Genomic DNA, 14,022 nt, shown 5'->3' with positions numbered 1-14,022 from the left:
AAGGCCATTCGACATTTTGGCTATAAGAACCTTACGTCCGAACAGACTGCAAAATAAAAGCCAGCCCACCTAAAAACCAGTGAGCCGGCTTCCAACTATAGTACTTTACTCAAAAATGACTTCGTACGTTCATGCTGGGCATTGCCGAACAACTCCGACGGAACGTTCTCCTCGACGATATAACCGCCATCCATAAAAATCACTCGGTCACCGACTTCGCGGGCAAAGCCCATCTCATGTGTTACAACGATCATCGTCATGCCTTCACGAGCGAGGTCTTTCATAACCTCCAGCACTTCACCAACCATTTCAGGATCTAAAGCGGATGTTGGTTCATCAAACAGCATGATTTTTGGATCCATCGCAAGTGCACGTGCAATGGCAACACGCTGTTTTTGGCCGCCGCTCAGCTGTGAGGGATATGCGTTTGCTTTGTCTTGGAGTCCAACTTTAGCAAGCAGTTTTAATGCCTTGTCTCGTGCTGCTTCTTTATTTGCATTCTTCACTTTAAGTGGTGCAAGCGTTACGTTTTCAAGAACCGTTTTGTGAGGAAAGAGATTAAATTGCTGAAACACCATTCCTACATCTTCACGGATTTTATTAATGTTTGTTTTCGGGTCGGTAATGTCTGTTCCGTTAACCAGCACCTGTCCACCAGTAATGTCTTCGAGTTTATTGATGCAGCGGAGAAATGTACTTTTACCTGAGCCAGAAGGGCCGATCACGCAAACAACTTCTTGTGGTTTAATTTCTGCATTGATGTCCTTAAGTACCTCAAGATCACCGAAGGACTTTTTTAAATTTTTTACTTTAATCATGGTCCGGCTCCTTTCAAAGATCAACAAAATGTGTATGTATTTTATCATAAGTTCGTTTGAATCGGTGTATCTCCTGCTTTATTTGAAATCTTTAAATGCAAAACTTTCTGAAAAAAAGGATTGACCTGTGAATATTCAGTGAACTATACTCGGATTATGAAAACGATTTCATGAATTCGATTCCACAATTGTTTTAAGAGGAGAATCTGATGGCAACCATTCAAGATGTGGCGAAAAAGGCAGGATTATCCCGCACGACCGTTTCTAGGGTGATTAATGAACATCCTTATGTGACGGAGGAGAAAAAACGGCTTGTAACACAAGCGATGCAAGAACTGAATTACGTGCCAAATTCATCGGCAAGAAGGTTGAGGAGGCAACAGACAGAAACAATCGCTGTCTATGTTCCTCGAATCACGAACCCATTTTTCAGTCACCTTGTTGAAGTGATGGAGAAGGAAGCAGCCAAAAAAGGGTATCAGCTTATTTTGTGCCAAACCCGTTACAAAAAGGAACAGGAGCGTAACTTCTTAGAGCTTTTAAAAACGAAGCAAGTAGACGGTCTGATCTTAACTTCTATTGAGAACGATTGGAGTGAGTTCGAACCCTATTTATCGTTCGGTCCAATCGTTGTATGCAATGAGTATTCGGACACGGCTCAAGTACCTTCTGTGTACTTAAATCAGATCGAAGGAAGCTACTTAGGAACAAAGCATTTGATCGATCAAGGCTACACCAAAATTGGTTATTGTACGGGTAACCACAAAAGCTCCAGAATTTCGAAGGACAGAAAGATCGGTTTCTTGCAAGCTCTTGATGACGCTGGCATCGCGATGAGGGAAGAGTGGTTCTTTTACAATGCGTATAGTGTTCAAGACGGTTTTGCTGCATTTAAAGAATTGAGTAAGCTGGATGATCCACCGCATGCTGTTTTTACGGGCAGTGATGAAGTGGCAGCGGGTATTGCAAAAGCCGCATACGATGCAGGCTGGAAAGTACCCGAAGATCTAGCTATAATCGGTTTTGATAATCAGCCTTTAGCCGAACTTATGGATTTGACGACGATCGAACAGCCGATTGATACCATCGCCCGTCAGGCGATGAATTTGATGGTTGAAGCCATTCAAGCGAAAAAACCACTGAGACGTAAAGAAGTGATTCTGCCTTTTCAATTAATTAAGCGGTCCTCAACTTAAAATTTTTTTCGATGAAATGTAATCGTTTACAAAACAGGAGATTTGGGGGAAATACAATGAAAAAGCTTAAGAAAATCTCAAAAGTAATTTCTACTTCACTAGCGCTGTCACTTGTACTTGCAGCTTGTTCGGATAAAGAAGAAGGCAGCAGCAACAATAACTCCGGCGGCGATAAAGACGAAAAAGTAACAATCGTTTATGCACGTGGTAAGGATGATACACAAGGGACAACAGCAATGGTGGAAGCTTTTGAAAAGAAATACCCTAACATTGACGTGAAGTTTAAAGAAATGCCTGCAGATACAGGAAAACAGCATGATGCTTATGTAACGGCATTCAACGCAAATTCTGATGAGATCGATGTTATTGATCTAGACGTTATCTGGCCGGCTGAATTTGCACAAGCAGGATTCTTGATGCCGCTTGACCGTTTTATGGAAAAAGACGGAATCAATCCAGACGATTATAACCAAGGAGCAATCAGTGCTGCTAAATTTAAAGGCAAGCAATGGGCGCTGCCTAAATTTATTGATGCAGGTATGCTTTTCTACCGCACTGACTTAGTTGACGAAGGTTCAGTTCCGAAAACGTGGGATGAGCTTTTAGCAAAAGCGAAAGAAACGAAAGGCCAAGGCGGAACTCAGTTCGGCTACTTGATGCAAGCGAAGCAATATGAAGGCCTTGTATGTAATGCGGTTGAATTTATCGCATCATACGGTGGAGAAATCATCGACGAAAACGGTGAAGTAAAAGTAGACTCACCAGAAGCGATCAAAGGGATCTCTAAACTAGTCGAAGTTGTAAACTCTGATGTTGTACCGCAAAACATCACAACGTTTGCTGAGCCTGAGTCTCATACAGCATTCATTAATGGACAAGCTGGTCTGATCCGTAACTGGCCGTACCAATTCGCACTAGCAAACGATGAGAAGCAATCTAAAATCGTAGGTAAAGTAGGAGTAGCTCCACTTCCAGCTGGTGATGCAGGTTCTGCAGCAGCACTTGGCGGCTGGATGGCTGGTATCAACAAAAACACGAAACACCCAGAAGAAGCTTGGAAGTTCTTGAGCTTCATGGCTGGTAAAGAAGGACAGAAGATCGACGCGATCAAAGGCGGACATGCTCCAACGATTCTTTCACTGTATGAAGATCAAGAGATTTTAGATGCAAACCCTTACTACAAAGATGAAGGATTTGTAAAAGCTCTTGAAGCAGCAGTATCTCGTCCGGTAGCACCAAACTACCCAGAGATCTCTGACATCATCCAAGTTCAAGTTTCTCAGGCTGTAGCGAAAAAGATCACACCTGAACAAGCAGCGAAGAACATGCAAAAAGAGATTTCAGAAAAGCTTGTAAAGTAAGGAAAGTAAATGAATCGGGGGTATGCCTTTCTGTAGGAAAGGCTCCCCTTATCTTTATAACTGGTATCGATTCCACAAAGAGTGAAATGGATGGACGTTACAGCGCCCGTCCGTCGATTGCATTCGAATAGTAAGGAGCTGACACTTTTGAAACCAGATTTAATGCCTAACAACCAAAAGCCTATCGCACCGAAGACAAAGCCTCAGAAGAAGAAAAAACGCTCTGACCGTTCCATCGGCTATATGCTGATCGCACCATCTATGATTTTAATTTTAATTATTGCGATATGGCCCGTTTTTCAATCTTTTTATTACAGTATGTTTGATTTGCGGCTGAATAATCCAGCCAAATCCGAAGCCTATGTTTCTTATAAAGTGAACTTGCAGACTTATTTGGATAACTATCCATTTTTGATTAGTACGTTAGAAGATGAGATGGATACAGCCTCTGGCAAAACAAAGTCAGAGCTTGAGAAAATAAAAGCAAATCTAGAAAAAGTGGATGCTGAATTAATAGCAGACAGTGAGCTTAAGAGTAAATATGATCAGGTAGACGAGAAGCTAACGGTAATGGAACCGATCAGCGAAGAGCTTGCGGTTTCAGATTTGAATAAAGAAGTGGCTTTAGACCTTGAGAAGGCTGTTAATGATTCAACAGACTCGATTCGAGATTTAAAGGGTGAACTGAAAAATTCTGAAGACTTGATCGGTTTATCTTCATCATTAGAAGACTCTGTGATTACGCCTAACTTTATCGGTTTGAAGCACTACAAAGAAAATTTAACAGATAGCCGTATGTGGAAGGCGATCCAAAATACGACCGTCTTTACGCTAATCTCAGTTTTTGCAGAGCTCGTTATTGGATTAGCTATTGCACTGCTTATCAACAAGGCTTTCTTTGGCAGAGGTTTAGTTCGTGCGACGATTCTCATTCCTTGGGCGATCCCGACAGCCGTTTCAGCCTTCATGTGGAAGTACTTATATGACGGACAGAACGGAATTGTGGCAAAAACCTTTGCTGAGATCGGGCTGTTTGATCAAATGACAGATATGCTGACAACCAGCACTGGCGCTATGTTTGCCGTAATATTCGCAGACGTATGGAAAACGACACCTTATATGGCCCTCTTGCTATTAGCAGGGCTGCAGACGATACCGAGTTCTTTGTATGAAGCAGCAGCGATTGATGGCGCGAGTAAGTGGAAGCAGTTTTTAAAGATCACGCTGCCTTTATTAAAATCAAGCATTCTAGTCGCATTGTTATTCCGTACACTGGATGCATTCCGAGTATTCGACTTAATCTATGTTTTAACTGGAGGGGGGCCAGCCAACTCTACGGAAACCATCTCCATACTTGCTTATAAAGTGATGTTCGCACAAACGAATTTTGGTGAAGGTTCGGCGCTCTCGGTTATCGTGTTTGTCTGTGTGGCGATCATCTCTATGATCTACATTAAGTTCTTAGGCCGCGACCTTTTGAATGATAAATAAAAACGGAACAGATAAAGGAGTGAATAGGAAATGAACAAAAAAGCAGGCCCAATGTTTTACGTATTTCTAGCATTGTTTGTCTTCCTTGTCATGTTTCCGTTTTTATGGGTACTGGCAAGTTCGATTAAACCGGTTGCCGAGTTGTTTGGTGATCGTGCGTTCATCCCGTTTACAGATAATATGACGCTTGAAAACTACGAATCGGTATTTGTAAACTATCCATTCTTAAAGTATTTATGGAACAGCTTGGTCGTCTCCACGATTACAACGGTTTACGCTGTTCTTGTAGCGAGCTTTGCGGCTTATGCGATTGCACGTTTAAACTTTAAAGGAAAAACAGTCATTCTTGGATTGGTGCTGTCTGTATCGATGTTTCCGCAGATCGCGACCATTTCGCCGATCTATATCGTATTGAAAAACCTTGGTTTAACAAACAGCTACCTTGGTTTGATCATTCCGTATACGACGTTTACACTGCCATTGTCCATCTGGCTTCTTGTTACGTTCTTCCGCAAGATTCCGTTTGATCTTGAGGAAGCAGCGAAGATCGATGGAGCGTCACTAATGCAAACCTACTGGCGTGTTATTCTGCCGCTAGCGCTTCCGGGGATTTTTACAACAGCGATTCTTGTATTTATCTCAGCATGGAACGAGTTTCTGTTTGCGTTAACGATTAATACAGATGATGAGTTTAAAACAGTTCCGGTTGGGATCGCAATGTTTGAAGGACAGTTTACGATTCCTTGGGGAGAGGTTACAGCAGCGACCGTTATCGTAACCGTTCCTCTCGTCATCATGGTTCTTCTGTTCCAGCGCAGAATTGTATCAGGACTAACTTCAGGCGCTGTAAAAGAATAGTTTGTAATGTGAGCCCTTGCTTAAATAGCGAGGGCTTTTGTTTGTGAATTATATCAGCTGTGACAGTAGCTGATTTCCGTTTCAGATGCTCGCTTTCCGCGGGGCAGGCGGTGAGGCACATTCGTAATGTTTCACTTTAAGTGTCTCACCCGCCAGCCTGTCCCGCAGGAGTCTCGCATCTTACACTTCAATCAACTTATCAAAGAAGAGAATGGAACAACATCCTTAAAACAACAATCTTTATTAGTAATCTTAGGTATAAAAATATTTATAATAAATGCTATATTTTCTAATTTGTATTATTGAAAATCAGGGTATACAATAAGTTTTGTTAGTTAAGCAACTTACTTTAATTTAGGAGGAATTATACAATGTCTAAACATATATTAATGGTCGTTACTACGGCTGATAACATGAACAATGAACACTCAACAGGGCTTTGGCTTTCTGAGTTTGGTGAAGCGTATGTGGAGTTCGCTAATGCGGGTTACACAATTACGGTAGCAAGCCCTAAAGGGGGAAAAGCTCCAGTAGATGACCGCAGCCTTGAAGGTGAAGTGCCTCAAGAGATTTTAGATACAGCAAAATATCTTGAAAACACAGTAAAACTAGATGAGATTAAAGACGTTGATGGATTTGACGCAATCTTCTTGCCAGGTGGTCATGGAACAATGTTTGACCTTCCAGAGAATACAAAACTTCAAGAAGTGATTCGTGATCTATATGAGCAAAACAAAGTAGTTGCAGCAGTATGCCATGGTCCAGCTGGATTAGTAGGTGTTAAACTTTCTGATGGCAAACCATTGGTAGCAGGAAAGACAGTTACTGCGTTCACAGATGCAGAAGAAGTTGCAACGACACTTGATCAATACATGCCGTTCTTATTAGAAACGCGCATGCGTGAACTTGGTGCTGAGTTTGTAGCCGCTGAAAACTGGGCAAACCATGTGCAAGTGGATGGAAACTTAATTACTGGTCAAAATCCGCAATCTACAATATCTGTTGCGAAAGAAGTTCTTAAGCAGCTAGCATAAATGTGAATTCCTGCAACCCTTTATAGAGAGAATAAGGTTTGCAGGCTTTATTTATTGAGAACGAAAATTTGAGAGGGGAATAGATAATGAAAGCATTACTTTTAAAAGACAAGAATCAATGGAAAGAAATGAAGATAGATGATATTGAAACACCAACTGCCGGTAAAGGGGAAGTTGTCGTAAAAATCCATGCTGCGGGATTAAACCCTGTTGATTATAAAACAGCAACTGGCGGTAACCCAAACTGGACATATCCTCACATTTTAGGGCTTGATGCTGCAGGTACCATTCATGAGATTGGAGAAGGTGTTACGGACTGGAAGATTGGAGACCGCGTTGTGTACCACGGAGATTTTAACAAAAAAGGTGCATATGCTGAATTTGGGGTTACAACAGCACATACGATTTCCCGTATTCCCGATTCTCTTTCTTTTGAAGATGCAGCGGCGCTTCCTACTGCAGGATACACAGCTTATCAAGCACTCTTTAGAAAACTGCCAATGTCTGCAATCGATACGATCTTGATTCATGCAGGTGCAGGTGGTGTTGGAGGATTTGCGATTCAACTTGCGAAGAATGCTGGAAAAACGGTTATCTCTACTGCTTCTTCACACAACCATGAGTATGTTCGTTCACTTGGAGCAGACCTTGTGATTGATTACAAAGAAGAAAATGTGAAGGCAAAAGTAATGGAGTTCACGAACGGCAGAGGTGTAGATGCAGTTCTAGATACAGTAAGCCGAGATAACGCAACAGCATCACTCGACTTGATTGCATACAACGGACATATTGCACACATCGCAGGTGCTCCTGATTACACACGCGTAAAACCTTTTACCAGAGTAATTTCATTCCATGAAGTAGCGTTGAACGCGATTCACCATAACAATGACGAAGTGGCAGAACGCGACTTAGCCAAAATGGGAGACGAACTTTTAGTGCTTGTAGCTGAAAAGAAAGTTTCGCCACTGCTAGAGCAAGTGATCTCATTAGAAGAAGTTCCAGCAACACTCGAAAAGCTCTCACAGCGTCATGTGAAGGGGAAGATTGTTTGTAAGATTGTTTAGTCTTCTTTTAGAAGGTTGTTTCTAACAGATTGTTGCTATATTGAGACCTCGAAATACTTCATTGAGAAGTTGATTGTAGTGGAAGGTGGGTGCCTACCACATGAAAATCTTCTCGCAAGGCATGCGACGAGGAAGCATACTACGGTAGCAATTACTTGTAGACGCAGGAGCAAGGAACCTTAATGAGGGCAGGTGAGACACTTAAGAGTGAAACATACAAATGTGGCTCACCGCACGCCCCGCGGAAAGCGAGCATCTGAAATGGAAATCAACCACTACAAAATAGGAAGGGTGATTATTTTGTCTATTACGATCAATGCCATATTAAAAGCAAAACCAGGTAATGAGGCTTCTTTGCGCGAAGAATTAGTAAAAGTTGTACAAGCATCTCAAAATGAAGAAGGATGCATCAACTATACGCTTCACGAATCAACCGAAGACTCTAAGACTTTCGTTTTTTATGAAACGTGGGCTAATGAAGATGCACTCAAATCGCACATCGAATCTGAGCATTATAGCAACTATCGGAAAAACATTGAAACACTAATCGAACAGCGTGAAGTTTATCGCTTAAACGTTATCAATCAATAGAGAAAGCTCTGCACCGTTCGGCATTTAGAGCGGTGCTGTTTTCTTGATTTCTGGAAGGGGGGATTGATTCATGATTGATTTTGAGTGGTACCGAAGTTTTATCAGCATTTATAAACACCGGTCTGTTTCTGCAGCAGCGAAAGCAAGAATTTTAACTCAGCCTGCGATGAGTCAGCATCTTGCTGCGTTAGAAGCAGAAATTGGCGAACCTTTGTTTATTCGGGCTCCTCGTAAAATGGTACCGACAGACAAGGGAAAAGAACTGTATACCAAGATAGTTCCTTTAATTGAGAACTTAGAAAATACGACACTTGAAATGCTTCACAGTTCATCTAGCAAAGGACTTGCCCCAGTGATTCGCATTGGCTCGCCTGCTGAATATTTTACGAAACGTGCTCTTGCTAATGTAAGAGGTTTAAATATACGTTTTTTAGCTCAGTTCGGAATGGCAGGTACTTTGCTAGAAAAGCTTGAAAATGATGAAGTGGATCTGATTTTGACTACTCAAAAATCACAGCATCAAGGGATCGAGTACCGAAAGCTTGAAGATGAAGTTTTTGTTGCAACAGCGCCGCCTGAGTTTGAAACAGATGCGAAAAATGTTGAAGAGATTGAACAGTGGCTGATCGGTCAGAAGTGGCTAAGTTACGGGTTGGAACTTCCAATCATTAGAAGGTATTGGCGAGAACATTTTAATAAGCGGCCCGATTTTCAGCCATGCCACGTTATTCCCGATTTAAGGTCTATTTTAGAAGGTGTGGAAAATGGGCTGGGAATTAGCATCTTGCCAACCTATTTAATAGAAAAATTGGTTCAAGAGAATAAGGTTAAAGTAATGTTCCCAGAACTTAAGGCAGAGAACACGATCTATGCGGCATATAAAGTAGATCATAAAAATAACCCCATCTTGGAAAAAGTATTAGACGCCTTAAAGCGGAATAACTAGTGTAAAGCGAAGTCCTTTGTGTAAACTAGTAAGTAAAAACGGAGGACGAAATTATGAAACTGACGGTTTTAGGTTATTGGGGAGGTTACCCAGCAGCAGGTGAAGCAACATCCGGATACCTTTTGCAAAGCGACGGATTTAATCTGCTTATTGATTGCGGAAGCGGTGTGCTTTCTCAGCTGCAAAACTACATCAAGCCAGAAGAACTGGATGCTGTTATTTTGTCACACTATCATGCAGACCATGTTGCTGACATTGGTGTGCTTCAATATAGCCGCCTCATCCAGTCCTTTTTACAAAAAGGTATAAAGACACTTCCAATCTATGGGCACACAAAGGATGAAGGTGGTTTTCAGTCGCTTACACATGGGACTCATACAACGGGAACTCCGTATAACCCTGAAGAGGAGCTTAGAATCGGACCGTTTACGATTACGTTTCAACTTACAAAGCATGCCGTTACATGCTATGCGATGCGTGTTACGGATGGAAAAGAAACGCTTGTCTACACGGCCGATACCGCGCTTATTCCTGAACTGGTACCATTCAGCAGGAATGCAGACTTGCTTATTGCCGAATGCAACTTTTATAAAGGTATGGATGGAAGCGGGCCAGGTCACATGACATCAGAAGATTGCGGGATGCTTGCTCAGCAGTCTGAAGCTCGTCAGCTGCTCCTCACACATCTTCCTCATTTTGGTCAGTTATCACAGCTTGTCACAGAGGCAAAAGAGGTGTATAACAATAAAGTGGAGCTTGCCTCTTCCGGCTGGACGTGGGGAGCTTAAAGATAGGGACTGAAAGAGGAGAAAACTATGCTTTTTATTGATAATGAAAATATTACAGACCCAAGAGTGAATCTGGCAATCGAAGAGTTCGCTTTAAAACATTTAGACATCAATGAAACGTATTTGCTTTTTTATATAAATGAACCATCGATTATCATCGGCAAGAATCAGAATACGGTTGAAGAGATCAACGCAGACTATGTTCGCGAAGAGGGGATTCACGTCGTTCGCCGTTTATCTGGCGGAGGTGCCGTTTATCATGATCTTGGCAATTTGAACTTCAGCTTTATCACAAAGGATGATGGAAACTCGTTTCATGATTTCAAGAAGTTTACCGATCCTGTTGTAAAAGCGCTGAAAAAACTAGGTGTGAATGCTGAATTAAGCGGTCGCAATGATATTTTAGCTGATGGAAAAAAGATTTCGGGTAACGCACAGTTTTCAACGAAGGGCCGTATGTTCAGTCATGGAACGCTGCTTTTTGATTCTGAAATCGAGAACGTGGTCTCTGCTCTAAACGTGCGTATGGATAAGATCGAGTCAAAAGGAATCAAGTCGATCCGCAGCCGGGTAACAAATATTCGTGAACACTTGAATGAAGATATGACGATGGAAGAGTTCAAACAAACGCTTCTTGCTTACCTATTTGAAGAGTTGGATTCTGTACCTAAATACGAGCTAACAGAAAAAGACTGGGAAGAAATTCGCAAGATCTCCAGAGAGCGCTATGCGAACTGGGATTGGAACTATGGAAAGTCACCGAAGTTCAACGTTGAGCTTTCCAACCGATTTGCAGCAGGATCAGTTGATATCCGCCTTCATATCGTAAAAGGAATCATTCAAGAAAGTAAGATTTTCGGAGACTTCTTTGGAGTTGGCGACGTATCTGATATTGAAAATAAGCTGAACGGTGTGCGTTATGACCGTGAAGCGATTGAAACTGTGTTAGCAGATATTGATTTGAATCATTACTTTGGCAATGTATCACGCCAGGAGTTTTTGGATTTACTATATTAATGATCAAACCGCCTTTTGATGGGCGGTTTTTTTTATGTATGTGAAATGATGTTGTGCAGAAATTGATTTTAGACCCAATAAATTTTAAACAGACTCAATAATTTGCAAATAGACTCAATAACCTCCAAACAGACTCAATAAATTGCAAACAGACTCAATAACGTTTAAATGCTGGTTGTTGGTCGTTTCTGAACGGCTGTTTCAGCACTCAAGCTGTCCAGCTTCAATGACCAGCCCCTCGAGGTCACATTTTCTCCTTCCTAGGATACAAAGAGCGTATCCGTAGTCAGGAGCTAATGTGCTGGTCGGGGCTAAACGGGTCATTTCAGCACTTCATTTTCATTTGACAGAAAATTATTATAAGTGATAAGCTAAACACAAATAACATCACACGATAATAAGGTGACGGTACAAAAACGTCATATTTTTTTAATCTCAAATGTAATCGCTTACATATTCTAAAGGGAGATGAAAAGAAATGATCCTCCATCCACAAGTGGAATGTATGAGTCGTGATGAAAAAGAAGAGCTGCAGCTGCATCGCTTAAAGCAGACGGTACACAACGTATACGAGAATGTCCCTTTTTATAAAAGTGCATTTGACGAAAAAGCAATTCATCCCTCATCGATTGAAACATTAGAAGATCTTCAAAATCTTCCTTTTACTGTTAAAAAAGACCTTCGTGACCATTATCCTTTTGGGTTATTCGCAGTACCGCAAGACCATCTTGTCCGTCTTCACGCATCATCTGGAACGAGCGGAAAGCCGACAGTAGTTGGGTATACAGAAGGGGATATCAATCGGTGGAGTGACATGGTGGCGCGTTCCATCGCTATTGCGGGCGGTGAGCCAGGAAATGTGCTTCACAACGCATATGGGTACGGACTTTTTACAGGCGGGCTAGGACTTCATAACGGTTCAGAGCGACTCGGTATGGTTACTGTTCCGGTATCAGGCGGGAATACGGAGCGTCAGATTCTTTTAATTGAAGACTTCAAGCCACAGGTGATCTGCGGCACTCCTTCCTATATTTTAACAATAGCGGAAAAGATGGAGGAGCTAGGAAAGGATCCGAGAGCTACGTCATTAAAATATGGCATCTTTGGAGCAGAACCTTGGTCGGAAGAGATGCGGACAACACTTGAAGAAAAATTAGACATTAAGGCCATGGACATTTACGGATTGAGTGAAGTGATGGGGCCAGGGGTTGCAATGGAATGTCACGAAGCGCAAAACGGACTTCATATTATGGATGACCATTTTATCGCTGAAATCATTAACCCAGACACACTTGAACCGATGCCTGATGGACAGTATGGGGAACTTGTATTTACAAGTTTAACGAAGGAAGCATTTCCGGTCATCCGTTACCGTACGGGGGATATTGCATCGATCGATCGCACACCTTGCAGCTGTGGCAGAACCTCAATCAGAATGAGCCGTGTGAAAGGTCGAATCGATGACATGATCATCGTTCGCGGTGTTAATGTGTTTCCATCAGAGATAGAGAACTGCCTTTTTTCCATAGAAGATATCGTTCCGCATTATCAAGTGCATATTTTAACTGAAGGGTTAAAAGAGCATATCGAACTTCATGTTGAGATTACGGAACGTCTTTATAGGGTGACAAATGGGGATGAAAATCATGAGGCAACTCGGATTTTGAAACAAACTATTTTAAAAAGAATTAAAGATACTTGTCTCGTTTCGATGGAGATTAAAGTTTTCCCGCCTAAAGGCATTCCGCGCTCTGAAGGTAAGGCAATCAGAGTGGTTAGGCAAACTCAGAAAAAAATGGGTGTTTAACTATTGTTAAATCGTATGACGATAAATTATAATTACGGTAAATAAACGTAATATAATAGGAGGAGAATAGCATGACAGTTGGTATGAGTTTTAATCAGCTAAGTGAAGAAGAGAAAATGACTCATTTTCTTGACCGCATCAATGCCGGCGAGAAGATCGAACCAGATGATTGGATGCCTGATGATTACCGTTTGCAGCTGATCAGATTAATTTCGATGCATGGCATTTCGGAAATTATGGGAGCGCTTCCAGAAAAGGAGTGGGTACCTAAAGCACCTTCACTTCATAGAAAGCTTGCAATCATGGCGAAGGTTCAGGATGAGATGGGCCATGGACAGCTTTTGCTTCGTGTAGCAGAAGACTTGATGGCACCGCTCGGCAAGACACGGCATGACATCATGGAAGATCTTTTCTCAGGAAAACTAAAGTTCCATAACGTTTTCCACATGGACGCACCAACATGGGGAGATGCCGGAATCATCGCATGGCTTGTTGATGGAGCTGCAATTATCTCTCAAAGCATGATGCTAGATTCTTCGTATGGCCCGTACGCTCGAGCTTTAAAGCGTATTTGCGCAGAGGAAGTTTTCCATGCTCAGCACGGTGAGAGCATTATTTTAGCGATGGCAGAAGGAACGCCTGAACAGCGCGAAATGCTGCAGGACGCTCTAAACCGCTGGTGGGAGTCACTTATCATGTTCTTTGGACCAAAGTCTGCTAAAGAAACAGGCAACTCGAATGCCGATAAGAACATCATGTATAAGATTCGTACAAAAACGAACGAAGACCTCAGACAAGAGTTCTTCACAAAATACATTCCGCGCATCTGGTCTCTTGGACTAACCATTCCAGACGATACCATTCGTTTTGATGAAGACAGCCAAATGTGGATCTATAAGGATGCTGATTGGAGCAACTTTAAACAGATCGTATCTGGAAACGGTCCACAATCACAGAATCGCTTAGATCTTCGCCGCCGCTCATACAAAAATAACGAGTGGGTACGCGCAGCACTCGCTGCTAAAAAGGCGATCTAACAGCGGAAGGG

13 protein-coding genes are annotated in these 14,022 nt (G+C 42.1%); 12 read left to right on the top strand and 1 reads right to left on the bottom strand.

Features of this window, described 5'->3' with window-relative positions; translation table 11 throughout:
- Positions 1-95: 95 nt before the first annotated feature.
- Positions 96-818, bottom strand: coding sequence for an amino acid ABC transporter ATP-binding protein (locus P8610_RS14895; RefSeq protein WP_394605051.1), 723 nt, complete (start codon positions 816-818; stop codon positions 96-98).
- 209 nt (positions 819-1,027) lie between these two features.
- Here P8610_RS14895 and P8610_RS14890 point away from each other — a divergent pair, with 209 nt between their 5' ends.
- The 12 genes from P8610_RS14890 to paaA all read left to right on the top strand — a co-directional run bounded on the left by P8610_RS14890 (position 1,028) and on the right by paaA (position 14,011).
- Positions 1,028-2,014 (top strand): LacI family DNA-binding transcriptional regulator, encoded by a 987-nt coding sequence (locus P8610_RS14890; protein WP_394605050.1) that lies wholly within the window; start codon positions 1,028-1,030, stop codon positions 2,012-2,014.
- 56 nt (positions 2,015-2,070) lie between these two features.
- Entirely contained in the window at positions 2,071-3,375 is a 1,305-nt protein-coding gene (locus P8610_RS14885) for an ABC transporter substrate-binding protein (RefSeq protein ID WP_394605049.1), read from the top strand.
- Between the two features lie 162 nt (positions 3,376-3,537).
- Complete coding sequence (locus P8610_RS14880) at positions 3,538-4,866, top strand: carbohydrate ABC transporter permease (RefSeq protein ID WP_394605091.1); 1,329 nt, start codon at positions 3,538-3,540, stop codon at positions 4,864-4,866.
- Positions 4,867-4,896: 30 nt separating this feature from the next.
- A complete protein-coding gene (locus tag P8610_RS14875) occupies positions 4,897-5,724 on the top strand; it encodes a carbohydrate ABC transporter permease (RefSeq protein ID WP_066240055.1) in 828 nt (275 codons plus the stop codon).
- A 371-nt stretch (positions 5,725-6,095) separates the two neighbouring features.
- Positions 6,096-6,758, top strand: a complete 663-nt coding sequence (locus tag P8610_RS14870; protein ID WP_394605048.1) for a type 1 glutamine amidotransferase domain-containing protein — start codon at positions 6,096-6,098, stop codon at positions 6,756-6,758.
- 86 nt (positions 6,759-6,844) lie between these two features.
- A complete protein-coding gene (locus P8610_RS14865) occupies positions 6,845-7,825 on the top strand; it encodes a zinc-binding dehydrogenase (RefSeq protein WP_394605047.1) in 981 nt (326 codons plus the stop codon).
- 207 nt (positions 7,826-8,032) lie between these two features.
- The gene (locus P8610_RS14860) at positions 8,033-8,416 is read left to right on the top strand and encodes a putative quinol monooxygenase (RefSeq protein WP_394605046.1); all 384 of its coding nucleotides are present in this window, start codon (positions 8,033-8,035) and stop codon (positions 8,414-8,416) included.
- 70 nt (positions 8,417-8,486) lie between these two features.
- Positions 8,487-9,362, top strand: a complete 876-nt coding sequence (locus P8610_RS14855; RefSeq protein ID WP_394605045.1) for a LysR family transcriptional regulator — start codon at positions 8,487-8,489, stop codon at positions 9,360-9,362.
- 53 nt (positions 9,363-9,415) lie between these two features.
- Positions 9,416-10,150, top strand: a complete 735-nt coding sequence (locus P8610_RS14850) for an MBL fold metallo-hydrolase (RefSeq protein WP_394605044.1) — start codon at positions 9,416-9,418, stop codon at positions 10,148-10,150.
- Positions 10,151-10,177: 27 nt separating this feature from the next.
- On the top strand, positions 10,178-11,167 hold the full coding sequence (locus P8610_RS14845) for a lipoate--protein ligase (protein ID WP_394605043.1): 990 nt from the start codon (positions 10,178-10,180) through the stop codon (positions 11,165-11,167).
- Between the two features lie 478 nt (positions 11,168-11,645).
- A complete protein-coding gene (locus P8610_RS14840; RefSeq protein ID WP_394605042.1) occupies positions 11,646-12,974 on the top strand; it encodes a phenylacetate--CoA ligase family protein in 1,329 nt (442 codons plus the stop codon).
- Between the two features lie 71 nt (positions 12,975-13,045).
- Positions 13,046-14,011 (top strand): 1,2-phenylacetyl-CoA epoxidase subunit PaaA, encoded by a 966-nt coding sequence (gene paaA / locus P8610_RS14835; RefSeq protein WP_394605041.1) that lies wholly within the window; start codon positions 13,046-13,048, stop codon positions 14,009-14,011.
- The last annotated feature ends 11 nt before the right edge of the window (positions 14,012-14,022 follow it).

The sequence above is a fragment of the Fictibacillus sp. UD genome (assembly GCF_043558025.1).
Lineage (GTDB): Bacteria > Bacillota > Bacilli > Bacillales > Fictibacillaceae > Fictibacillus.
The sequence above is the reverse complement of the archived record's forward strand: the minus strand, read 5'-3'. Positions and strand labels throughout refer to the sequence as shown.